Origin of the sequence: Hathewaya massiliensis, assembly GCF_902143515.1 — a bacterium.
In the GTDB taxonomy this organism is placed as follows: domain Bacteria; phylum Bacillota; class Clostridia; order Clostridiales; family Clostridiaceae; genus Hathewaya; species Hathewaya massiliensis.
In genome coordinates this window covers 245,722-269,469 of record NZ_CABFVD010000004.1, presented here as the reverse complement: position 1 = coordinate 269,469, position 23,748 = coordinate 245,722, and the positions used below count along the sequence as shown (strand labels likewise).

At 27.3% G+C, this 23,748-nt stretch carries 22 protein-coding genes; 16 read left to right on the top strand and 6 right to left on the bottom strand.

The annotated features are described in order from the left end of the window. Nucleotides 1-109: 109 nt before the first annotated feature. On the bottom strand, nt 110-289 hold the full coding sequence (locus FNZ64_RS09775) for a hypothetical protein (RefSeq protein WP_142414616.1): 180 nt from the start codon (nt 287-289) through the stop codon (nt 110-112). A 12-nt stretch (nt 290-301) separates the two neighbouring features. Then, a complete protein-coding gene (locus FNZ64_RS15030; protein ID WP_279233270.1) occupies nt 302-433 on the bottom strand; it encodes a hypothetical protein in 132 nt (43 codons plus the stop codon). Nucleotides 434-1,502: 1,069 nt separating this feature from the next. Here FNZ64_RS15030 and FNZ64_RS09770 point away from each other — a divergent pair. The 14 genes from FNZ64_RS09770 to FNZ64_RS09705 all read left to right on the top strand — a co-directional run bounded on the left by FNZ64_RS09770 (nt 1,503) and on the right by FNZ64_RS09705 (nt 13,976). Next, a complete protein-coding gene (locus tag FNZ64_RS09770; protein ID WP_142414615.1) occupies nt 1,503-3,305 on the top strand; it encodes a motility associated factor glycosyltransferase family protein in 1,803 nt (600 codons plus the stop codon). Then, nucleotides 3,305-3,634, top strand: a complete 330-nt coding sequence (locus tag FNZ64_RS09765; protein ID WP_142414614.1) for a DUF8042 domain-containing protein — start codon at nt 3,305-3,307, stop codon at nt 3,632-3,634. Before FNZ64_RS09770 ends, FNZ64_RS09765 begins: the two co-directional genes overlap by 1 nt. 123 nt (nt 3,635-3,757) lie before the next feature. Beyond that, the gene (pseB, locus tag FNZ64_RS09760) at nt 3,758-4,762 is read left to right on the top strand and encodes a UDP-N-acetylglucosamine 4,6-dehydratase (inverting) (protein WP_142414613.1); all 1,005 of its coding nucleotides are present in this window, start codon (nt 3,758-3,760) and stop codon (nt 4,760-4,762) included. A 54-nt stretch (nt 4,763-4,816) separates the two neighbouring features. Beyond that, nucleotides 4,817-5,551, top strand: coding sequence for a cytidylyltransferase domain-containing protein (locus FNZ64_RS09755; protein ID WP_142414612.1), 735 nt, complete (start codon nt 4,817-4,819; stop codon nt 5,549-5,551). Nucleotides 5,552-5,604: 53 nt separating this feature from the next. After that, nucleotides 5,605-6,081, top strand: a complete 477-nt coding sequence (locus FNZ64_RS09750) for a GNAT family N-acetyltransferase (protein WP_142414611.1) — start codon at nt 5,605-5,607, stop codon at nt 6,079-6,081. 141 nt (nt 6,082-6,222) lie between these two features. Further along, nucleotides 6,223-7,272, top strand: a complete 1,050-nt coding sequence (gene pseI / locus FNZ64_RS09745; RefSeq protein ID WP_142414610.1) for a pseudaminic acid synthase — start codon at nt 6,223-6,225, stop codon at nt 7,270-7,272. A gap of 1 nt (nt 7,273) precedes the next feature. Beyond that, entirely contained in the window at nt 7,274-7,963 is a 690-nt protein-coding gene (locus FNZ64_RS09740; protein ID WP_142414609.1) for a formyl transferase, read from the top strand. Nucleotide 7,964: 1 nt separating this feature from the next. After that, a complete protein-coding gene (locus FNZ64_RS09735; RefSeq protein WP_142414608.1) occupies nt 7,965-8,645 on the top strand; it encodes a PIG-L deacetylase family protein in 681 nt (226 codons plus the stop codon). Between the two features lie 9 nt (nt 8,646-8,654). Beyond that, nucleotides 8,655-9,656 carry a UDP-2,4-diacetamido-2,4,6-trideoxy-beta-L-altropyranose hydrolase gene (gene pseG / locus FNZ64_RS09730; RefSeq protein ID WP_142414607.1) on the top strand — a complete coding sequence of 334 codons (1,002 nt, stop codon included), beginning with the start codon at nt 8,655-8,657 and terminating at the stop codon, nt 9,654-9,656. Nucleotides 9,657-9,983: 327 nt separating this feature from the next. Then, nucleotides 9,984-10,325: an IS66 family insertion sequence element accessory protein TnpA gene (gene tnpA, locus FNZ64_RS09725; RefSeq protein WP_142413604.1), complete on the top strand. Its 342-nt coding sequence runs from the start codon at nt 9,984-9,986 to the stop codon at nt 10,323-10,325. Continuing rightward, on the top strand, nt 10,319-10,606 hold the full coding sequence (gene tnpB, locus FNZ64_RS09720) for an IS66 family insertion sequence element accessory protein TnpB (protein WP_142414606.1): 288 nt from the start codon (nt 10,319-10,321) through the stop codon (nt 10,604-10,606). The genes tnpA and tnpB overlap by 7 nt, the downstream gene beginning before the upstream one ends. A 644-nt stretch (nt 10,607-11,250) precedes the next feature. Further along, a complete protein-coding gene (locus FNZ64_RS09715; protein WP_142414605.1) occupies nt 11,251-11,622 on the top strand; it encodes a DUF8042 domain-containing protein in 372 nt (123 codons plus the stop codon). Between the two features lie 71 nt (nt 11,623-11,693). After that, nucleotides 11,694-12,815 carry a DUF2920 family protein gene (locus FNZ64_RS09710; RefSeq protein ID WP_142414604.1) on the top strand — a complete coding sequence of 374 codons (1,122 nt, stop codon included), beginning with the start codon at nt 11,694-11,696 and terminating at the stop codon, nt 12,813-12,815. A 336-nt stretch (nt 12,816-13,151) separates the two neighbouring features. Continuing rightward, nucleotides 13,152-13,976 (top strand): flagellin, encoded by an 825-nt coding sequence (locus FNZ64_RS09705; protein ID WP_142414603.1) that lies wholly within the window; start codon nt 13,152-13,154, stop codon nt 13,974-13,976. A gap of 52 nt (nt 13,977-14,028) precedes the next feature. Here the strand turns inward: FNZ64_RS09705 and FNZ64_RS09700 are convergent, their stop codons facing one another. Beyond that, complete coding sequence (locus FNZ64_RS09700) at nt 14,029-14,325, bottom strand: hypothetical protein (protein WP_142414602.1); 297 nt, start codon at nt 14,323-14,325, stop codon at nt 14,029-14,031. 266 nt (nt 14,326-14,591) lie between these two features. Between FNZ64_RS09700 and FNZ64_RS09695 the strand changes: the two genes are divergently transcribed. Then, nucleotides 14,592-16,307 (top strand): methyl-accepting chemotaxis protein, encoded by a 1,716-nt coding sequence (locus tag FNZ64_RS09695; protein WP_142414601.1) that lies wholly within the window; start codon nt 14,592-14,594, stop codon nt 16,305-16,307. 132 nt (nt 16,308-16,439) lie between these two features. Here FNZ64_RS09695 and FNZ64_RS09690 read toward each other — a convergent pair whose 3' ends face one another. From FNZ64_RS09690 to FNZ64_RS09680, 3 genes are all read right to left on the bottom strand, one after another. Continuing rightward, entirely contained in the window at nt 16,440-17,669 is a 1,230-nt protein-coding gene (locus FNZ64_RS09690; RefSeq protein ID WP_142414600.1) for an aminopeptidase, read from the bottom strand. Between the two features lie 195 nt (nt 17,670-17,864). Beyond that, nucleotides 17,865-19,190: an MFS transporter gene (locus FNZ64_RS09685; RefSeq protein ID WP_185903743.1), complete on the bottom strand. Its 1,326-nt coding sequence runs from the start codon at nt 19,188-19,190 to the stop codon at nt 17,865-17,867. A 330-nt stretch (nt 19,191-19,520) separates the two neighbouring features. Then, the gene (locus FNZ64_RS09680) at nt 19,521-20,837 is read right to left on the bottom strand and encodes an MFS transporter (RefSeq protein WP_142414598.1); all 1,317 of its coding nucleotides are present in this window, start codon (nt 20,835-20,837) and stop codon (nt 19,521-19,523) included. Between the two features lie 635 nt (nt 20,838-21,472). Here FNZ64_RS09680 and FNZ64_RS09675 point away from each other — a divergent pair. Further along, complete coding sequence (locus tag FNZ64_RS09675) at nt 21,473-23,539, top strand: methyl-accepting chemotaxis protein (RefSeq protein WP_142414597.1); 2,067 nt, start codon at nt 21,473-21,475, stop codon at nt 23,537-23,539. Nucleotides 23,540-23,748: the final 209 nt, after the last annotated feature.

Sequence of the window (23,748 nt, the reverse complement as noted above, 5' to 3'; positions counted from 1 at the left end):
TTAAATATTCCTCCCAGGTATCATTATCTAATTTTCTATACATAAGTAAACCTCCCATTGATAATCTTTTACTTAAGTTTATCAATGAGAGGATATGTTTTCTAGATACTTAATTTTTTACGCTTACGATAAAACTAGGTAATGTAGATATTTTGAAAAATGCTTCTATAACCCAGCATTTACCGTAGATTCTTATTGTTTCTTCATCTGTTAATGTTGTATCTGTAGAAATTAGTGCTAGGTATTTTATAGAGTTAATTCTATTATTTACAAACGCTATTTTTGTCATTATAGGCATATCCTATTCATCTTCACCAAGCTGTGCGATTACAGAAGCTTTAACTTTAGCCTTACCATGTTTTTTCTTTATGTCAGAATACAATGATTTGAGATTATACTTTTTACCTTCATAGGTATAAAAAATTTTGGGCATTGCTTTAACAATTGCTATTGTATGAAGATTTAAATTAAGTGTGTTGATTAATATTTTTGAGTAAGTAAACTAGCTATCAAGTAAAACATAACTTGCTGACAGTGCATAAGCTGCTGCTTGTTTTAATAAGTCAATCATACATCAGGAGATTTTTTTACGGATTCTTCTCTGGTTTTATATCCATTAGATCTTTTATCTACTGAATGTTTAATAGAGCAGATACGATTATTTTCTTTCTCTGAACTCAGTAAAGTAAAAGCTAAGGGTAAGGATGTATTTCCACCAGACTAGCCTAAGGTTAGCAGTCTGAAACCTTTTTTATACTTTCTATCAACATGATCAAATACGTTTGCTAGCAATTCCACTGATTTACTTCTTGCTCTAGTGTAAAATGAATCATCGATGATAAGTACATTAAATCTATCATTAGTTGTCAATAGATCAACTTTATCTTTAATTATTGAAGACTATAATAAGATCAAAAATTTTCTCCAGTTATAGCTAGTAGAATTCAAAAATCTACTTTTGTATTGCTAGAGTCCAACGTTCTAAATAGATTTTTACCAGTAAATATTAGCATAAAAATAAATTTAAAAATCATTATACATGAAAGCCCTTTTTCCTTACGGAAATTAGATTCTCTTAAAAGAGAATTAATCTTATTATTTTTGAAAAATCTATTTATAGTGGAATTAAACTTTTTTCCAGTATATGGTATAGTTGTATTCATGGAGAATATTACTTTCTTGGTTGTTGTTTGTCGTGATTCAATTATACCAAATGGAGGAATGTTCTTCTATTTTTTATACTATAAGTGCGAAAGTTGAGTTCATAATTAAAGGGAGTCTAGTTTCCTGTTAATTAGAATGATTTTTATAGTATCTTCAAAAGAGTCAGAGAATTTTATTTTCTGGCTTTTTGAATTTAGTTATAAAATTTAATATGCTTTGAGGAAAAATTTTAAAGTAAAACTGTGACTTTAATTTAAAACAAATTATTGCTTATATTAAAGTTATACTATAAAATTACGATATATAATTATAAAAAAGAAATTAATTTGAGGTGGATTATGGATAATTTCACAAAAAAAACTTTAGGGGTTTTAGAGGAATTTAAAGATATAAATAAAAAATATTCTTTAGAAAAAAGTAAAGATAATAAATATGTAATAAGAATAAATAAAGAAGGAAAAAGCATATATTTAGGAAGTAAATATAATGTTCAAAGGGACATAGATAAATTTTTAGAAGATTTAGAGAATATAAATCCTTCAAGTATAATAGTGGTTTTTGGATTAGGTTCAGGAGAGCATATAAAGGAACTTTTAAATAACTTAGAAGAAAATAATAAAGTTTTAATCGTAGAGCCAGATATAAATGTGTTAAATAAGTTTTTAGAAGTAGAATCTGCAGAAAGTATAATAAATGATGATAGAATAGCTTTATGTTTATATAAAAAATCAGTAATAAGAGATTTATTTAGTCATAACATAGATGCTACAAGTGTAAAAAATAATATAAAATTCAAAGTGTTTTCTAATTATGATAAGATTTACAGTGAAGAATTTTTAGATATTTTTAATGATTTAAAATTAATTATGGAAAATTCATTAATGGACAATGCTACAACAAAGCATTTTTCAGAAACCTTTACAAAAGCTTTTATAAATAATTTAAAACATATAGTGGAAGCTACCCCTATAAATTATTTTAAAAATGAATTGAAAGGCAAACCTGCCATAGTGGTTTCAGCAGGACCATCATTAGAAAAAAATGTGCATAAATTAAAAGCAGTTCAAGATAATTTTATAATAATAACAGGGGCTAGAAGCTTAGGTACATTAATCAAAAATAATATAATTCCTGATTTTATATGTATGGTAGATCCAATAGAATTTAATTGTAGATTTATAGAAGAATATTTAGAGTATAAAATCCCATTAGTTTTTTATGAAAATACTAGTTACCAGGCTATGAACCTGCATAAAGGTTCTAAGGTGTTATTTTCGGAGAATCCATTGACATCTATTATATTAGAATATAATGTGGATGGATTAATGGTAGGAGGTTCAGTAGCTCATACTTGTACATCTTTTGCAGCTTACATGGGATGCAGTCCTATTACGTTTATAGGTCAAGATTTTGCTTATACAGAAGAAAAACTTCATGCAGATTCTTCTGTATTTAAAGAGAATAATAAAGTGGATGATAAAATAGATTTTATAAAGGTTAAGGATGTTTTTGGTAATTTAGTAAAAACAGATAGAAAATTAAATGCTTATAGAGTTAATATGGAAGAAATAATAGGAAGCTATAGCAATATAAGGTTTATAAATAGTACTGAAGGTGGGGCGAATATGGAAGGAACTAAAGTTCAACCATTAAGTAAAACCATAGAAGTATATGGAAAAGAAAAAATAGAAAAGGAAAAGATACAATATATATTAAGTAACCATATTATTGTAAAAAAAGAGATGATAATAAAATATTTAGAAGAAAGTAAAAAAATATTAAAAGAAATACATGAAAAATCAGAAAGGGCATTAGATTATTCTAATAATATGTATGTAGCTTTTACTCAAAATAAAAATATTAATATAAATAAAACAAATGAAAAGTTAGATAAAATAGATGATTATATAAAGGAAAACAGGGAAAGGATTTTACTTATAAATTCATTATTATTTGAAGTTATAGAAAATGTACTATGTAATCCTGAATATATGCTAAATTCTAAAGATAGTGCAAAAGAAAAGGACATAAAGATTGCAAAAAAAAGTAGAACTCTATACAAGGGAATAAAGGATAAAACAAAGGAATTTATGCCTATTTTAAAAGAGGGAATAAAAAGTCTAAAGGAGGAAGAAGTGTAATGGAACAAAAATTAGACGTTTTAGAAACGGCAACAAACTATATAAACAATTTAAAAGAAGCGATTGATAGTATATTTAATTATATTTCTGAAGGTAAAGAAAGTGAAGCTTTTGGTTTAATAATAGATTTCGCAGAGGGAACAGAATGGTTATCTCAGGTTTTAGTTTTAACCAAAGATATGCATGAAAAAGATCTAAATATAGGTAGATTAAATGATCTATTAAAAGAAGTAGTAGAAGCCATAGAAAATGAAGATTATATACTAGTGGGAGATTTATTTAAATATGAAATATATGAATTTTTAGAAGAAATTCAGTCTAATATTTAATATTAATCTATGAATAATCTTATCATTACCTACGATTTAACAATAACAATATAAAGCGTATAACTTTTATTATGTAGTATCATGTGCTTTTTATTTCAGACTAGATAAGGAGGAAAAATATTTATGTTAAATGAAAAAATTATATTAGTAACTGGTGGTACAGGTTCTTTTGGAAAGATGTTTACGGAAATGGTTCTTAAAAGATATAATCCTAAAAAAATAATAATATATTCAAGAGATGAATTTAAACAAGATTTAATGAAAAAAGAATTTTTATTAAAGTATCCAGATAAAATAGATAAACTAAGGTTTTTTATAGGTGATGTAAGGGATAAGGATAGATTATATAGGGCATTTAATGGAGTTGATTATGTTATACATGCAGCTGCTATGAAACAAGTTCCAGCTTGCGAGTATAATCCTTTTGAAGCCATAAAAACTAATATAGATGGTGCTCAAAATATAATAGATGCAGCACTAGATAGAGATGTTAAAAAAGTTGTTGCTCTATCTACAGATAAGGCAGTAAATCCAATAAATTTATATGGTGGAACAAAATTAGTATCAGATAAGCTTTTTATTGCTGCTAATGCATATTCAGGAGAAGATGGAACTATATTTTCAGTAGTTAGATATGGAAATGTAGCTGGCAGTAGGGGATCTGTAATTCCGTTTTTTAAATCTTTAATAGAAGGTGGAGTTACAGAGCTTCCAATAACAGATTTTAGAATGACTAGATTTTGGATTACTCTAGAACAGGGAGTAGATTTAGTATTTAAAGCTTTAGAAGAATCTAAAGGTGGAGAAACTTACATATCTAAAATACCTTCATTTAAAATTACTGATTTAGCTGAGGCTATGCTTCCAAACTGCAAATTAAAGGAAGTAGGTATAAGAGAAGGGGAAAAACTTCATGAAGTAATGGTAACAAAGGATGATTCAAGATATACCTATGAATATCCTAAGCATTATATAGTATATCCACATTTTGATTGGTGGAATACAGAAAAGTACTTTACATCAGGTGGAAAATTAATAGAAGAAGGTTTCGAGTATAATTCAGAAAGTAATTGTGAGTGGCTTACCATAGAAAAATTAAGAGAAGAAATATCAAAATTAGGATTCTAAAAAGTAATAATATATAGATTAATATATATTATTTATTTGGAAAGTGGTGAGTTTATGAAAGTAGTATGCATTATGCAAGCTAGAATGGGGTCTACAAGATTACCAGGTAAGGTATTAAAAAAAATATGTGGAAAAACAGTATTAGAACATGATATTAACAGATTAAAAAAAATTAATAATATAGATGAAATTGTGATAGCAACTACCACTCTTGAGAAGGATAATGCTATAGTAGAGGAATCAGAAAGATTAAATGCAAAATATTTTAGAGGTTCTGAAGAAGATGTTCTATCTAGATATTATTATGCAGCTAAAAAATATAATGCTGATGCAATAGTCAGAGTTACTAGTGATTGCCCTCTTATTGATTGGGCGGTTAGTGAAAAAATAATACAGTGTTATTTAGATAATATAGATAAATATGATTATGTAAGTAATACCATAGAAAGAACCTATCCAAGGGGATTAGACACAGAAGTATTTAGCTTTAAAGCTTTAGAAAAAGCATTTAAAGAATCTAATTTAGAGAGAGATAGGGAACACGTTACTCCATATATATGGGATAACAGTAATATTTTTAGGTTGTATTATTATAAGAACGATATAGATTATTCAGAATTAAGATGGACATTAGATACTGAAGAGGATTTTGAGCTTATTAATAAAATATATAAATTATTATATCCCAATAAAGGTTTAGAGTTTAAACTTGAGGATATGTTAAACTTATATGACATAGTTCCTGAATTATATAGTATAAATAAGGAAGTGTCCCAAAAACAAATATAAATGTTAATAGTTATTTTAAATATATAAATATATATTAAAAGAGGATTTTAAAAATGAATATAAAATTAAGAAAAGCAATTATAGATGACTGTGTTTTATTATTCAAATGGGTAAATGATGAAGATGTCAGAAATAATTCTTTTAATACTAATAGTATTAAATATGAGGAGCACTTAATATGGTTTAAGAGAAAATTAAACTCACATAATACTTATATATTTATATTAGAAGAAGATGAGAAACCTGTTGGACAAGTTAGAATAGACATTAAGGATTTAAAGTGCTTAATTACTTATAGTATTGATAAAAAATATAGAGGAGGAGGTTATGGTACTAAAATATTATATTTACTAGAACAGGAAATAATAAAAAGTAAATTCAAAATAAATATATTAATAGGGTATGTTAAAAGTGATAATATTTCTTCACAGAGATGTTTTGAAAAAAATGGTTATGAAAAATATATTAAAAAAGACTATGTTGAATATAGAAAAATTTTTGGTAATAAACTTAATATTATAGATGGTTAATATAATTTAAAGATTAATATATGATAAAACCATTAAAGAACAATTTAATTTACTTAGAGTTATAGATAATGAAAGATATCCAGCTTATTTTATGCTTAATGGTAAAAAGTATATTTTAAAAATATACAAGGAGGACTAGTTATGTATAGTAAAATAAATATTAAGGGAAGAGTTATTGGAGATAATGAACCTTGTTATATAATTGCTGAAATGTCAGCAAATCATGCTGGAAGCTATGAGAGAGCTATAGAAATAATAAGAGCTGCAAAAGAATCTGGTGCTGATTGCATCAAAATTCAAACATACACTCCAGATACCATGACTATTAACTGTGACAATGAATATTTTTCTATTAAAAAAGGTACATGGAGGGGCGAAAATTTATATAAGTTATATGAAAAGGCATATACTCCTTGGGAGTGGCAAGAAGGATTAAAAAAGGAAGCAGAAAAAATAGGAATAGATTTTTTGTCTACTCCATTTGATAAAACTTCAGTAGATTTTTTAGAAAGTATTAATGTAAATTTTTATAAAATCGCCTCCTTTGAATTAGTTGATATCCCACTAATAAAATATATAGCATCTAAGAATAAGCCTATTATTATGTCTACAGGTATGGGCACATTAGGTGACATTGAGGATGCTATAAATGCAGTTAAGTCACAAGGAAATGATAAATTATGTTTATTAAAGTGCTCTAGTGCATATCCAGCTATAGCAGATGATATGAATTTAATGACTATGAAAAATTTAAAAGACACTTTTGGAGTATTAGTTGGATTATCAGATCATTCTTTAGGATCTATAGCTGCAGTTACAGCGGTGGCTATGGGAGCTAAAGTTATAGAAAAACATTTTTGTTTAAGTCGAAAAATAGAAAATCCAGATGCTTCTTTTTCCATGGAGCCATTAGAGTTTAAAAAAATGGTAGAGGATATTAGGGCAGCGGAAAGAGCTATAGGAAAAGTGGATTATAGTTTATCTAGTAAAGAAGTTGAAAGTAAAATCTTTAGAAGATCTATTTTTGTTGTAGAGGATATAAAGAAGGGTGAAAATTTTACAGATAAAAATATAAGAATCATAAGACCAGGGGATGGCTTAAAACCTAAATATTATGATAGTGTAATTGGAAAAGTATCAGCTTGTGATATAAAAAGGGGAACACCACTTTCATGGAATCAGGTAATTTAATATGAAAATTGTAATAGCTACTATTAAATCATGGAATATAAAACAGGCTAATAATTTTAAAAGAAATAATGAACATTTACATGATATATTTATTATTACAAATAAAAATGATTTAACATACGAAAAAATATATGATATAAATCCAGATTACATTTTCTTTCCTCATTGGTCATGGATAATAGAAAGTAAGTTATATAGAAATTTTAACTGCATAGTTTTTCATATGACAGACTTGCCTTTTGGTAGGGGTGGAAGTCCGTTACAGAATTTAATAGAAAGAGGTTTAAAGGAAACTAAGATATCAGCTATTAAAGTTAATGAGGGAATTGATACAGGGGATATTTATTTTAAGAGAAAACTTAATTTGAATGGTACTGCTGATGAAATATTAATGCGTGCTTCTGAAATTATTTTTAATGAAATGATACCTGAAATTATTAACAATAAAATAATTCCTGAAAAACAAAAGGGTGAAGTTATAGAATTTAAAAGACGAAAATCTTCTCAGAGCGAAATTCTTACGGAGTTTGATTTTAACACAATATATGATTATATAAGAATGTTGGATGGAGAAGGATATCCAAAAGCTTTTATTCAGTTCGGAAAATATAAGCTTGAGTTTTCAAGGGCTAGTTTAAAAAGTAACAAAATAATTGCTGATGTAGAAATAATATGTGATGAGGATGATTAATATGAAAAAAATACTAGTAATAGCAGCTCATCCTGATGATGAGATATTAGGTGTAGGAGGAACTGTTTTAAAACATACAAAAGATGGTGATGAATGTTTTGGTATAATCTTGGGGGAGGGAATGACTTCAAGATATGATAAGAGGGAATTGGCTGAGAGTCATAGGGTAGAAGAACTTCATGAAGATACCTATAAATCAGCAGAATTTGTTGGATATAAAAATGTATATATAGAAAGTTTACCTGATAATAGATTTGACTCAATTCCATTATTAGATATAGTGAAAATTATAGAAAAATATATAGAAAAAATAAAACCAGATATAATATACACTCATTTTGGTGGAGATTTAAATATAGATCATAAGATAACCTTTGAAGCGGTATTAACGGCTACCCGACCTATTGGAGAAGAGTATGTAAAGGAAATATACGCATTTGAAACAGTTTCTTCTACAGAATGGAATTTTAATAATAATACTAATTTTAACCCAAATTACTTTATTGATGTAACAGAAACTTTGGATGAAAAGTTAAAGGCTATGGAATGTTATCAAAGTGAATTAAGAGAATTTCCACATCCTAGGTCTAATGAAAATTTGAAGCATTCCGCCTTAAAGTGGGGAAGTGTAATAAGTAGAAAATATGCAGAAGCATTTGAAGTTATAAGAATAATAAAATAGGTGAGTATTGTGAAAATAGGAATAAGAGCAGATGGCGGTTCTAAAATTGGTATGGGACATGTTATGAGAACATTAGTTTTGGCTAAGGAGTTATGCAAAAATAATGAAGTTTTTTATATATGTAAGCACGATAAAAAATTTTCAGCTATATATAATCCAGGTGTAGATAGAATTAGGGATTCAGGTTTTCCTGCTAAGGAAATTAAGGAAAATAATATTTTAGAAGAATTAAGCAACATAAAAGCAGATATTCTTATTACGGATAGTTATGATGTGGATGAAATTTATTTTAATGAAACTAAGAAAATGTTTAAACATACTGTTTATATAGATGATATGAATAAGCATTATTTTAATATAGATGTTTTAATAAATCAAAATATAAATGCAAGAGATTTAAATTATAAGGTAAATCATAATACAAAGTTACTTTTGGGACCTGAATATACTATGATTAGGAAAGAGTTTAGAAATTTACCTGAAAAACTTATAGGAGATAAAGTGGAAGATATATTAATAACAGTAGGTGGGGCTGATCCTAATGATGTAACTGGAAGGATATTATCCTATGTTCAAAAACTAGATTTTAAGTTCCATGTAGTTGTTGGACCCTCATTTAATAATATATCTAATTTAAAAAAATATGAAAAAAACAATATAAAATTATATTTTAATGCAAATATGTTTGAACTAATGCAAAAGTGTGATTTAGCCATATCAGCTTGTGGAAGTACATTGTACGAACTTTCAAGTTCTGGAGTACCCACTTTAGGCATTATTATAGCAGATAACCAAATTGGAATAGGTACAAAGTTTCATGATATGGATATTGTCGATAATTTAGGATGGTATAAACAACTTAATAAGGAGAAATTTTTATTTCAGTTAAATAAAATTATAAATGATAAGAATATGAGGCAAAGAAAAAGTAAATTGGGTAGAAATTTAATAGATGGCAATGGTGTAAAAAGAATAAAAGGTATATTAGAAGAATTGTATATACAAGTATAATTTACAAAGTTATAACTCAATATTGGAAGTTTATATAGGAGAAGGAGTGGTATTATGAATATTTTAAATTCTTAAAAAAGGTCTATAAATGTTATGGGCTTGATATATCTTGATTAAGGGTAAAATATGCAAAAGTTTTTTGTATTAATTTAGAACAAACTCTTTAGCTTTGGTAATTTACCAGAGCTTTTTTTATGTGCCCAGCATGGGCACAATCTAATGGGTGAAAGTCGCTAACATGCCGTAAGCGTAAAAAATTAAGTATCTAGAAAACATATCCTCTAATTGATAAACTTAAGTAAAAGATTATCAATGGGAGGTTTACTTATGTATAGAAAATTAGATAATGATACCTGGGAGGAATATTTAAATAAATTTAACTCTGTTAAAGATACAATAACAGTGAAAGATTTCTGTGCTGAAAATAACCTTAATAAGAGTCAATTTTATTACCATAAAAAAAGGGTAGAAAAAGTAAATGAAAGTAATGAAAGTAAAGAAACTATTTTTCAGGCTATTTCTTTGAATAGTAAAATTGATAATATTAAAGAAGATAAATCCACATTAAAAGAAGTGAAAATTAATGTAGGCAATGCTAATATACTTATTCCTGTTAGCGAAGCTACTTTAATAACAGCAATAATTAAGGAGTTAATTCTAAGATGTTAAATATAGATAAGGTAGAAAAAGTCTATCTTGCCTGCGGCTACACAGATTTAAGAAAAAGTATTGATGGATTAGTTATGATAGTGCAAAATCAATTTAAGTTAGATCCTTTTGATAAAGCATTATTTGTTTTTTGTAACAAGCAAATGGATAAATTAAAAATTCTTCACTTTGATGAAGGAGTCTGGCTATATTATAACCGTTTAGAAGCTAATCGTTCACAAATTAATATTAATAAAACAGAAGATATTAGGAAGCTAGAGAATTTAAATTTATTGATTTAAATATAACTTATTATATTAATTTAGATTCAAATAAGAGGACATTAAAAAAACATATTATAGCTAATAAGAAAAATATAACTTATATTGAAAATATAGCTATCCAAGTTTTTGTTAATAGTAGATTTAATATATTAGGTGCTAAAAAAACCAAGGAGTTTTACAAAATTTGGGCTAAAAATCGGTTTTAGGTAAGTTAGATGATATTTGTCTAATTGAAAAAAATAAAAAGAATGAACTAGAGGGATTTGTAACTATTAAAAGGTATAAAGAAATTATTTGTTTTTATATAAATAATAATTAGTGTTTAATTGTTAAATGATAGATATTCACTTTTATGTTTAAAAAGATTGGTTACAAAAGTTGGTAATTGAGGTTCGGAATGAATCATAGCGTAAATAGAAACTTATTACATATGACTAATGGAAATAGGCGTTTGAATTCATTAATTAAATACTAGTTAAAAAATAATTAAAGAAAATTGATCTAAAGAAATCAAAGGTCTAAATTGTATTTTTATTATAGAAGGTGAAATTCAAATGAAAAACCTTTCAAACAAACAAAAAATAGCGTTTATATTTTCTTTAATTTTCTTTTTTACTTCTGTAGCTGTTAAAATTAGAAATTTTAACAGCGCAAGGAGGTATATGAATAAAGAAAAAGCTTTTATGAAGCAGAAAAATAATCCCAATGTAAACCCTAATAAAAATCTTCAAAACAAAGAAGAAGTTAAAAATAGAATAGCAGATATTTGGAGTACTTTAGATGAAGCTACAAGTTATTTAAAAAATAATATAGATAATAAGGATAAAAGAGAAGAGATATCAGATTTAATAGATGATTGCATAAGTGCTTTAAATAGTATAGAAAATACTTCAACAAAAATAAAAGATAAAAATGCTGTTGATGCAACAAAAGATATTAAAAAAATAAAAGAAGATTTTAAGGAACTTAAGAAAGCCTTTACGGAATATAATTTAGATAGATGTAAAAAGATTTTAAATCAAAATAAAAAATAAGGGTAGATTCGAAATGTAATAAAGAACTGATTTTTAATAACACATAGAATAATAGGAGAGTGGGTGTTTTTATGGCTATAAACTATGAAATATCAGAATATATGCATAATAGTATATATTCTAATGCGTTAAATGATAACGCATATAGTTGTAGAAAAGCTAATATATATTTTTCAGAACCAGAATTAGGTATAAATGAAGAAACAGGGATTTTGTTATTTATTGCAGGATATGGTGGAAATGCTATTTCTAATGTCTATAAAAAAATGAGAGAGGAATTTGCTGATAAATACAATTTAGTTACAATACAATCTGATTACTTTGGTTATGAATTTATGCAAAGCAGTAAAAATATTAACATACCGGAAATAGATAAAAAAGAGTTAAGTAAGTTTTTTTCAAATGATGAAATAAAAGAAATTTACAATGAAAATAAGCTGGATTTTAATAAATTAATAGAAATAGGAAAAAAGTATACTATAACTTTAAATGCTAAAGAAAGCTTATCTAATGAGAGTTTATATAATTTTAATGACATGGGAATAATGCAGGCTCTAGATAATATAGTCGCTGTATTAAAGGTGATGTCTATACTGTATGAAAATGGGTATGAATTTAATACAAAAAAAGTTATTATATATGGTCACTCACAAGGGGCTTATTTAAGTTATTTATGCAACAGGTTTTGCCCTACTTTATTTTCATGTATAGTAGATAATTCATCATGGTTGTATCCTCAATATTTAATATATAATAGAATTTGTTATTATTTTATTGATAAGTTAACTTTAAATGTTGAATTTGAATATTTAGCACGAAGATTAAATTTAAATAATAAAATTTTAGAATTAAATTATTTGTATTCTGATTTTGAAAATAATTGTAAAATAATATCCTACCACGGAGTTACCGATAATTTAATAAGTAATGTTGAAAAGAAAAATTTTTGTAGCAAAATAAGACAATGTGATTATAATGAAGTAACAGAAGAAGATGTAGATGGTGAAATTTTCAAGTCTACTAATCATGGATTGGATGCAGATTTTTTAAAGCTGTTTGATTATACCATGGAAAATATAGAATTTGAAAAAGATACATTTTTTAATTTGCCACAAGAAGTACTTATTAGGACAGATGAAAAAGATTATTGTGTAGATTATAAAGATGTGTTACCTTTATTTACAATAATTTAAAATAATTTTATTGAGTATTTAGATTATTAAGGATGGTGCTCTTAATAAAGGCTGACCCTAAATTATACTTTAATAACTGTGAAAGAAATCTTATTAAGATGTAGAGTGGTATCTATGATAATAAATCATAATATAAATGATATAATTGCATATAGAAATATAATATATCATTCATTATTAAAAGATTTTAAATAGTAAAGAAATCCTATTTAAAAACAGTAAGGTACAGATATTAAGATAGCCCTAAAGTTTACCTCCTTTTCCTACGATAAAAATATGTAAATAGAATTTTTAAGGAAAGGATTCCTAATTTATATATTGCAAGGAGGTGTAAGTGTGCAAGTAAGTAGCAATTTATCCGCATTAAACTCCTTTAATAGAGTTACTAAAAATAAAGGGGTTAAAAGTGAGTTAACAGAGAAAATTTCTACAGGCAAAAGAATAGTTAGAGCTGCAGATGATGCGGCAGGACTTGCCATATCTGAAAGTATGAAGGCGCAAATTAGAGGAATGTCCATGGCTGAAAAAAACATTCAAGATGGAATTTCACTAATTCAAGTTACAGAGGGGGCTATGGATGAAATTGATAAAGTTCTTAATAGAATGAAAGAAATGGCCGTACAAGCTTCTAATGATACTTTAACAGATGAGGATAGAAATGCCATAGAGAAGGAATTTTCTCAACTAAAAGATAATATTGACACTATAAGTAGAGACACAGAATTTAATGGTATAAATCTTCTTGGAGGGGATAAAGGCATAATCCTTCAAATAAAGGATACCCCATATATTACATATGAGGTTAAACTTAAAGAAATGTCAACCAATACTTTAGGTATAAAAGATGCTAGTATAACTACAGGGGAAAAGGCTAGTGAAGCTAATGCAAAGATTGATGAGGCTTTAACTAGGTCAATTGCTCATAGAACCACTTTAGGAGTTAGTATGAATAAGCTTCAACATTCTTACAATAATGCTCAAAACTTAGGAAGTAATTTATCAAAATCTTTATCTGGTATAGAAGATATAGATATGGCAACAGCTCTAATGGGAAGTGTTAAGGAAAAAATCCTAGTTGACTATAATCAATCTATGCTATCTGTTGCAAAACAAGATAATGAAAAAGTTAATGTAATACTTAATAAATGGCTTTCTTATTAAAATAGAAAACCCCTAGGATGTAAAATACATCTTAGGGGTTTAAATTTATTTATTATCCTTCTATAAAGTCTTTTACCTTATCTAAATTTTCCTCTGTAGAATCAACTACATGCTCAAAACTATTACCTAAGCCATCTTTTATAATATAAGTTTCTCTTTTATGACTTTTATTTATTCCTAGTCCATGATTTTTAAGTTTATTAATTTTATTTTTTATGTTTTCATAGAAAGAATTAATAGGAGTTTCTTCATTTTTTTTAGATTTAACTAATTGGTATGTTAAAAAGGTACCGGTAGCCATTAATGTACCTAATAATAACTTGGTTTTATTGTTTTTCCTATTTTTCATTTTTATTACTTGGTTATGAAAATCTTAATAAAACATAACCTCTCCTTTCTCATATTTTATTAGAAGTATATCCATTAGCTATTGAAATTAACCAATACTATGTACAGAAAAATAAAATTTTTCAACTATAGTATGTGCTTTTTATAAGCACATATTCTATTTTTTTTAAAGATATAAACTATTGCTTTAATTAACCGAATATATATTGTGATGAAATAGTTAATTTTAATATTTAAACTTAAATAGGGAAAAATAGGAGGGCACTAATGTTAAATAATTTTAAGGTAAAAACAAAGGTTTTAGTTTTAGCATTTTTTATGACTATAGTTATAACTATGGTAGGTGGTATTGGGTATAAGGGATTACTAAGCACAGACAAAAGCCTAGAGAAGATATATAAGGAAAATTTAATTTCCGTAGGAGAATTAAATGATTGTAGAAATCTATCAAGAGCTATTGAAGCAAATATATTATATATAGTTATGTCAGAGGATAGTAATTTGCAAAATGAAAAGATTAAGGATATTAAGAACCGAGAAAAACTTTTCTCAGAAAATATTAAGAACATAGAGGCTGCTGGTATAGATAGTGAAGAAAAAAAGATACTAGGTGGAATGAATAAGGCATGGGATGAGTATGGCAAGCTGAGGGAAGATATTATATCTGATTCATTGAAAGGAAATAAGAAAGAGGCTTTAAATAAGATAGTTAATTCTCAAGCTATAATAAATAATTTTCAGAATAGTTTAAGAGAACTTGCAAATTATAACGTTAATCTTGCAGATAAGACTTTTAAAGAAAGTCAATCAAGTTTTAAAAGCTTGATTAAAAGTTTTATAAGTATATTTTTAATTGCTATTATAGCTAGTGTATTATTTTCCATATACATTGGTAATAGTATATCAAAGCCTTTAGGTAAAGCTGTAGCATATTTAGAACTTCTTGCAACTGGAGATTTTAGTAGAAGTGTATCTAAGATATATATTGAGAGAAAAGATGAAATTGGGGATCTTGCAAAAGCCATGGACAAAATGCAAAATTCTGTAGTTCACACTGTAAGGAGTGTAAAAGAAGAATCTTCATATTCCATGGAGAAAACTGATGAGGTATTTATTCTAGTAGAAGATGTTAAAACTAATATGGATGATATTTCTGCTACAATACAAGAACTTTCTGCAGGTATGGAGGAGACTGCAGCTTCTTCTGAGGAAATGAGTGCAACTTCTCTTGAAATAGAGAGTTCTATAAGTAGTATAGCTGAAAGAGCTAAGGAAGTTGCTGAAAGATCTGTAGATGTTAGTAAAAAGGCTAATAATCTTAAAATAGAGGCAGAGGATTCTAAATCAGATACTTTTAAAATATATAGTGAAAACTCAATAAATTTAAATAAATCTATTGAAAAGGCTAAGGCTGTTGAGAAGATTAATGTACTATTAGATGCTATACTTCAAATAACTAGTCAAACTAACCTACTTGCCCTAAATGCTGCCATAGAGGCTGCAAGAGCAGGAGAGGCAGGAAGAGGATTTGCGGTTGTTGCAGAAGAGGTTAGGAAACTTGCTGAAGAATCTAGTACTACTGCTACAGAAATTCAAAAAATCACAAAGGATGTAGTGTTTTCTGTTAAAGAACTTTCTAGTAATGCAGAGAACATATTGGAATTTATAAACACAAAGGTAGTTAAGGACTATGAAAGTTTTGTAGAGGTAGGGGAAGTTTACAGCATGGATGCAGAATATTATAGAGAGGTTTCAGAGGAGATTAGTGCAACTAGTGATGAGCTTTTAATGTCCATAAAAAATATAATAGAAGTAATTAATAATGTAACTGTGGCAACTAATGAAGGGGCACATGGAGCCACTGATATAGCAGGTAAAACCCTAATAGTTTCAGATAAAAGTAGGGAATTAGAAGAAAGGGCAAGAGATTCTAAGGATAGTTTTGATAAACTTAGTAAGTCCGTAGATGTATTTTCAATTTAAATAAAGCTAAAAATAAAAGTACCCTATAGAATAGACTTTTTTATTGTCCACTCTATAGGGTGTATTTTATTATTTTTTTCTATGCGTTGCTTTTGTATTATTTAAATATATTATAACTAGGATTTTTATATTTTAAAATGCCCAATTACCATTTTTGAATATTTGAATTGTTTTTCCTTCTTTTGTAGTAGCAACTATGTCTAAATCCTCTGTTCCTACCATGAAATCAACGTGAGTTAAGGAATCATTAACTCCAGCTTTTTCTAGCTCTTCTTCATTCATCTTTGTTCCATTTTCTATGCAAACTGAGTAAGCTTTACCTATAGCAAAGTGACAAGAAGCGTTTTCATCATATAGAGTATTGAAGAATATTATATTTGAATTTGAAATTGGAGAATCAAATGGTACTAGAGCTACTTCTCCAAGGTAATGAGAACCTTCATCAGTTTCGATTAAGTGCTTTAATGTAGAAAGACCATTTTTAGCAGTAAAGTCTACTATTCTTCCATCTTTAAAAGTAAGGGAGAAGTCTTCTATTAAATTACCACCATAGTTTAAGGGTTTTGAACTTACTACAGTTCCATTAACTCCTGTTTTAAGAGGCATTGAGAATACTTCTTCTGTAGGCATATTAGCAAGGAATTCTATACCATCTTGTGTATGCTCAGAACCACCAAGGAATATATAACCTTCTGGAAGTTCCACATTTAAGTCAGTTCCTTTATTGTTTTTATAATGAAGAGTTTTTATTTTAGCTGCATTTAAGAACTCTAATTTTTCTCTTAAATTTTTCTTGTGTTCTTCCCAAGCCTTAACAGGATCTTCTTTATCTACTCTAACTATTTTAAATATAGTATCCCAAAGTTTTTTCATAGCTTCTTCTTCTGAAACACCAGGGAAAACTTTTTTAGCCCAAGCTACTGTAGGTATAGATATTACTGACCAAGGATTTTGGTTGCTCATTAATTTTTCATTAAATTCTTTTATTGCAATTCTTCTTGTTTTTTGAGCTTGTGCTAATCTATTTGGATCTACTTCTTTCATAAGTTCAGGGTCAGATGCATGGATGCTTATAAAAGCAGCACCCTCTCTTACATTTTCTATATATAAATCTCTTTCATAGCCAGGCATTGTTTCAAAAACCTCATCTGGAGCTTTCATAAATCTAATCTTAGAGAATTTTTCATCACTCCAATTCATAACTACATCTTTAGCACCAGCTTCATAAGCTATATCGGCTATAAGTCTACTAAATTCTGCACATTCAATAGGAGTATTTATAACTAATTTCTGACCTTTCTGAATATTTACCCCTGATTTAACTGCCAATTCTGCGTATTTTCTTAAAAAATCTTTATTCATAACTATATTGCTCCTTTCAAAAAGTATTAATAATTATTATTATGCACTATTATTATTCTACATAAAATGAAATATTCCTTTCAAAAAAAAATAATTATGAATAAAAAAAGTAATTTACATAAAATATATAAAATTTCAAGTAATTAAACAAACAGAGCACTTCTCTATGAAGTGCTCTGTTTTAAATTACTATAATTAATTAGTAGCAGGAATTTCTTCTTTGTTTTCAGTTTCTTTTTTAGCTGGCCAGTTATATTTTTTAAGGAAAACTTTAAATAATATAAGTTGTGCTATAAAATAAAGCGTACCAGCTATGTAGTAAGGAAGTCTATAACCATCCATTGTTAGTCCAAAAAGACTAAATGCAGGTAGTGACATTACTACACCAGCTACGGCAGAAGATACGGAAGATAATCCTGTTCTAAAGGTAGATTGAAGTCCTGATACTGTAGCTCGTTTATCAGGTTCGACAAATTCCATTATAATAGTATACATAATTGGCATATTTAAGTTCATAAGTCCAGATCTCATAAAGAATGCAAAAGTAAGCATTGGAATCATAGCGCTGCCAAATTTATCGCAGTTAACTATAATAAGCATAAATGGTATTGAAAGCAAAGATGACACGCCAAGGGTTGTAATTCTTCCAAATCTTTTTTCAAAGAATGGGCAAAGCAACATGCCTATAACCATGGCAAAATATTGAACAGACATTACATTACCAATAGTTACTGGATCAAGCTTTAATCCATCTTTAAAGAAGTTAGAGAAAAATGGAGTAAATAATCCTAAACCTAAACCTATAAGTCCAACATACACTAAGTATATAAGAACATCTTTATTTGCGATTTCTTTAAATGATTCCCCAAGTGATTTCTTTTTTTTGTTTTCTTTCTTTTTTTCAACTTCGATTTTGATGTTGGATAGCATAAGTAGTGGAATAATTGAAATCATTGATACTGCACAAACTAATATAAAGAAATATTTATATGCAGCAAATTCTGGAATATTCATGCCAGATTGTATAGCTACAATTATTCTTCCAGATAAGCTAGATGTTATTGCAACTATAAGCCAGTAACCAGCAAACATTAAAGAGTAAATAGTTGATCTTTGTTTTTCCGTAGTGGAAGCATTAATAAGTGGTGCACTAAGTACATCAGTAGCAGCAGCTGGTGGTCCTTGAAATGCTGTGAATACTAAAAGTAAAATGAAACTCTTAGTATATAAAGTTAGCACCATAAATAAGGTGTTAAAAATAGTTCCGAAAATCATCATTTTTTTGAAACCAAACTTATTGTTAAGAATTCCTACTGGGATAGCAGAGATTGCAGAAAACAAAGTTGATACTGCCATCATACTACCTAATTGAACAGTTCCAAAAGATTCTTGAATTAGAACCATATAAGCTGTCCAGTAAGCTCCCCCTTGTAGTGCCCAAAGAAAGTAAGCTAATAGAAATAGCTTTGCATCCTTTGAAGAATTTTTTATGTCGCTTATATAACTTTTTATAGCTGACACAAATAAGCCCCCCCTTTTAAATATTAAATGTAGTTTAAATATTTTAATAACAAACCAATTACAATTATAAGTATGTTTTGGTAGTTCATCAACAACTTTCATAGTACAGAATATGACAAAAAAGTTATAAAAAAATTTAATTGGGATATATTTTTATTTTTTTTAGATAAATAGAATTAAAAAAGTTTCAAAATAAAATCTTAAGCTTCAAGATACTCAAAAAAATTGCAAACAAAAAAGGTAATCTTTGATTAAAACAAAGATTACCTTTTATTAATTTCATTAAAAACAAAATAACTATTTGATTTTTATATAGGTAACAAGTAAATTTTAGTTAGTAGCTGTAGCTTCTTGCATTTCTTCCTTTTCGGATTTTTCAGGCCAGTTATATCTTTTATAGAATACTTTAAATAATATAACTTGAGCTATAAAATAAAGTGCACCAGCTATGTAATATGGAACTCTATATCCATCCATTGTTAATCCCAAAACACTAAATGCAGGAATTGACATTACCACACCAGCTACAGCTGAAGATACTGAAGATAATCCAGTTCTAAAAGTTGATTGAAGTCCTGATACTGTAGCTCTTTTATCAGGTTCAACAAATTCCATGATAATAGTATACATAATAGGCATATTTAAGTTCATAAGTCCAGATCTCATAAAGAAGGAAATAGTAAGAACTGGAACCATAGCACCACCAAACTTATCACAGTTAGCTATAACAAGCATAAATGGTATGGAAAATAATGAAGAAAATCCAAGTGTTGCAATTCTTCCAAATTTCTTTTCGAAGAATGGGCAAAGTAGCATACCGATAACCATGGCAAAATATTGAACAGAAATAACGTTACCAACAGTTACTGGATCTAGTTTTAGTCCAGATTTAAAGAAGTTTGAGAAGAATGGGGTAAATAACCCTAATCCTAAACCTATAAGTCCAACATAAACTAAATATATAAGAACATCTTTATTTGCAACTTCTTTAAATGATTCTGAAAAGGATTTTTTTTCTTTCTTTTCTACGATTTCGATTTTAATATTTGAAAGCATAAGTAGAGGAATTATTGAAATCATTGAAATTATACAAGTTAATATAAAGAAGTATTTATATGCTTCTAACTGATCAATATTCATACTTGATTGAATACCTACAATTATATTTCCAGATAGCTTGGACACAAGTGCAACTATACACCAGTACCCAGCAAACATCATAGAATAAAGTGTAGATCTTTGCTTCTCAGTAGTAGTAGCATTAATAAGTGGTGCACTAAGTACATCTGTAGCAGCAGCTGGTGGTCCTTGAAGCGCTGTAAATACTAGAAGTAATAGAAAGTTTTTAGTATACAGTGTAACTATCATAAATAAAGTATTAAAAATAGCTCCAAAAATCATCATTTTTTTAAATCCAAATTTCTTATTAAGAAGTCCTATTGGTATAGCAGATATGGCAGAGAATAAAGTTGATATTGCCATCATGGAACCTAATTGCACTGTACCAAAAGATTCTTGAATTATAACCATGTAAGCAGTCCAATAAGCTCCCCCTTGTACTGCCCAAAGAAAATATGCTAATAAAAATAACTTAGCATCTCTTGATGATTCTTTTATGTCGCTTATATAGCTTTTTATAGCTGACATAATAAGCCCCCCTTTTATAAAGTTTTTGTAGAAAAATATAATTTCATGTAAAATTATTATACTTATAAAATTTGAATTATGCAAATGTTTTCTATACTTAAATTATGTTAAAAAATCTTACTAAATTAAAAAAAAGGTTATATTATATAAATAAGTTTAATCAAATACATATAAAACAAATAAATATATACTTGAATTAATTTTTGGTGTATTAAAAAAACTATAAATATTCTAATTTTTCTAAAACGATTTAAAACAAAGTTTTTATTTTAATTTTTAATATAAATAACTATTATAGTCTTATAAATACACATAGTTTGATATAATTAAGAATTTATTTTAAGTTATAAGTGAAAAGTCTAAAAATATTTACTAAATAAAATTATTATAATATTTAAAAAATGAAATAAAAAATTTTTAAGTTGCACTTATAAAAATATTAAATAAAATTACAAAAAACTTAAATAAGTTACACAAAGAGAATATGAGTTTTCTAAGTAATTATAAGATAATTGACTAGTGTTTAAATCTTTAATTGAAATATTAATTGTACTATATACAAAATTAAACAATTTGTAGTATAATTCATAATATAAAGACATTTTTTTAACAAAAGTTTATATGGGGGAGATTTTATGAGTAAAGTATTTAGTGGGAAAGATAATAAAAAGGGGGGATCTCTAAAAACTGTAATAACTATTAATTCACTACTTCTTTTTATCTTAGGGATTGTTTTGTTAACTTTCCTAAATGCCAAAATAGCAGTAAAGAGTATAGAAAAAGAAATTGATAGAAGTGGAGAGTATTTGAGCAGGGAATTGGTAAGTAAATTGGAGCAGGGAAAAGAAAGTGAAGAAAAGGTTGAAGAATTATTAGGAAAAAGGGCACTTGCTGTAGCTTATACAGGGGAAAATCTTATTAATTCTGGGAAAAGTGACAAGGAAGTAAATAGTAAGTTAGAGGAACTTACTAAAAAATTAGATTTAGTAGAATTTAATATTTCTAAAGATGGTCAAAATATTTATTCTAGCGACCCTAGAGGTATAGGATGGAAACATCCAAAGGACCATCCTATGCAAGCTTTATTTAGTGGTAAAGAAAAATTTATAATAGAACCTATAAGGAAAAATACTATAGGTGGAGGACTAGTAAAGTTTGCAGCTGTAACCTTATCCAATGGATATTTTGCTCAAGTAGGTATTAAGGCTACAGATGTAGAAAAATTAAGAGAAGAAGTAGGAATGCAGAATATTATTGAAAAATCTGCTAAGATTTCAGATAAGATTAAATTTTTTACTGTTTTTAATTCGGATATGAAAATAATTGCATGCAATGATAAAAAGTATATAGGAGAAGATAGAAAAGATAGCCCTAAGAAAATAGCTGTACAAGAAGGGAAAATTTTTAGGAATAAGTTTTTTGATAAGGATATAGGAGAAAATGTATATAGTATAACCTCTCCTCTTAAAGTAGGGGATAAAATTATAGGTGCTATGGATATTGAACTATCATTACAGGATCTAAAAAATGCTAGGAATTCTTTAATTAAAAGTTCTGTAATTTTAGCCATTTTAGTTTTGGGGGTTCTAGGGTCTATAATAATGTTAATTCTTAGGAAGCAATTAAAGCCACTTAATGATTGTAATAAACAAATAGAGTTGATTTCAAATGGAGACTTTTCTCAAAACATTTTATCTAAATATGAAAATAATAAAAATGAAATAGGGGAAATTGCATATAACATTGAGAAAATGAGAAATAATATAAGGAATATAGCTATAAAATTAAATGAATCTTCAGAAGAGATAAATATGTGTTCTCAAAACCTTTCCGGAATTAGTAATGAGTCTGAAAATACAGTAAGAGATATTTCAGCAGCTATTGAACAAGTTGCTTTAAGTGTTTCTAATGAAGTTAAAGATGTTGAAGAAATTGCTGCAAAGACAGAGGCTTTAGGAGACCATATTGAAGAGAATTATTCTCTAGTAAATGATCTTTATGTTTTTGCACAAAGTTCTAGTGAGATAAGTAAAAATGGTTTAAGTATTATAGGAGAATTAAATGAAAAGGCTATAGAAAGCAATGAAAATATAAATTCCATTAATGAGGTTATTTCAAATGTTAGTAACTATGCTCAAAATGCAGAGTCTATAGTTACTATTATAGATAGCATAGCAGATCAGACAAATCTTTTAGCATTAAATGCTAGTATTGAAGCAGCTAGAGCTGGGGAAGCTGGAAGAGGCTTTGCAGTAGTTGCAGATGAGATTAGAAAGTTATCTGAAGAGACATCAAAGGCTACAGGACATATCAAAGAATTGATAACAAATATACAAAATATTTCTAATAATGCTGTTAAGACCACAGAAGAAGTAAGTAGAATTGTAATGGAAGAAAATGAATCTATAGTAAATACTGAAGAAGTTTTAAATAAGCTTGTAGAGATTCTAAGTGAAATAGGAATAAAGACAAATAAGGTTAAGGAACTTTCTGATTCTATAAAAGACAGTAAAGAGTACATAGTAACTTCTCTAGACAATATAACTGCTGTTACAGAGGAAACATCAGCTAGTACTCAAGAAGTTTCGGCTTCTGTAGAAACGGAAATGAATAATATAGTTAAAATTGCAGAACTATCTGATGATTCAAAAAGAATATCAGAAGAGTTATATAAAATAATGAGCAATTTTAAAATATCCTAGGACACCACTCTAGCTATGAGTTATTAAATATATGTAGTTATCATATACTATAGTATAATAGGTAAAATAGTAAGTTAAATTAAATAATAAAAACATAAAAATCTCTATATTATATAGGGATTTTTATGTCTAAAATTTTCAGGTTTATTATAAATTGAAACTATGGTATAATAATATGAAGATTTTTATTTGTTTTATAAGGGAAGGTG

Coding starts and splice junctions, on each gene's coding strand:
- tnpA (WP_142413604.1), top strand. CDS start 9,984: ATGTATAGAAAATTAGATAATGATACCTGGGAGGAATATTTAAATAAA.
- FNZ64_RS09680 (WP_142414598.1), bottom strand. CDS start 20,837: ATGTCAGCTATAAAAAGCTATATAAGCGACATAAAAGAATCATCAAGA.
- FNZ64_RS09775 (WP_142414616.1), bottom strand. CDS start 289: ATGACAAAAATAGCGTTTGTAAATAATAGAATTAACTCTATAAAATAC.
- FNZ64_RS09695 (WP_142414601.1), top strand. CDS start 14,592: ATGTTAAATAATTTTAAGGTAAAAACAAAGGTTTTAGTTTTAGCATTT.
- FNZ64_RS09675 (WP_142414597.1), top strand. CDS start 21,473: ATGAGTAAAGTATTTAGTGGGAAAGATAATAAAAAGGGGGGATCTCTA.
- FNZ64_RS09770 (WP_142414615.1), top strand. CDS start 1,503: ATGGATAATTTCACAAAAAAAACTTTAGGGGTTTTAGAGGAATTTAAA.
- pseI (WP_142414610.1), top strand. CDS start 6,223: ATGTATAGTAAAATAAATATTAAGGGAAGAGTTATTGGAGATAATGAA.
- tnpB (WP_142414606.1), top strand. CDS start 10,319: ATGTTAAATATAGATAAGGTAGAAAAAGTCTATCTTGCCTGCGGCTAC.
- pseB (WP_142414613.1), top strand. CDS start 3,758: ATGTTAAATGAAAAAATTATATTAGTAACTGGTGGTACAGGTTCTTTT.
- FNZ64_RS09735 (WP_142414608.1), top strand. CDS start 7,965: ATGAAAAAAATACTAGTAATAGCAGCTCATCCTGATGATGAGATATTA.
- FNZ64_RS09715 (WP_142414605.1), top strand. CDS start 11,251: ATGAATAAAGAAAAAGCTTTTATGAAGCAGAAAAATAATCCCAATGTA.
- FNZ64_RS09740 (WP_142414609.1), top strand. CDS start 7,274: ATGAAAATTGTAATAGCTACTATTAAATCATGGAATATAAAACAGGCT.
- FNZ64_RS09750 (WP_142414611.1), top strand. CDS start 5,605: ATGAATATAAAATTAAGAAAAGCAATTATAGATGACTGTGTTTTATTA.
- FNZ64_RS09755 (WP_142414612.1), top strand. CDS start 4,817: ATGAAAGTAGTATGCATTATGCAAGCTAGAATGGGGTCTACAAGATTA.
- FNZ64_RS09690 (WP_142414600.1), bottom strand. CDS start 17,669: ATGAATAAAGATTTTTTAAGAAAATACGCAGAATTGGCAGTTAAATCA.
- FNZ64_RS09700 (WP_142414602.1), bottom strand. CDS start 14,325: ATGAAAAATAGGAAAAACAATAAAACCAAGTTATTATTAGGTACATTA.
- FNZ64_RS09710 (WP_142414604.1), top strand. CDS start 11,694: ATGGCTATAAACTATGAAATATCAGAATATATGCATAATAGTATATAT.
- FNZ64_RS15030 (WP_279233270.1), bottom strand. CDS start 433: ATGCCCAAAATTTTTTATACCTATGAAGGTAAAAAGTATAATCTCAAA.
- FNZ64_RS09765 (WP_142414614.1), top strand. CDS start 3,305: ATGGAACAAAAATTAGACGTTTTAGAAACGGCAACAAACTATATAAAC.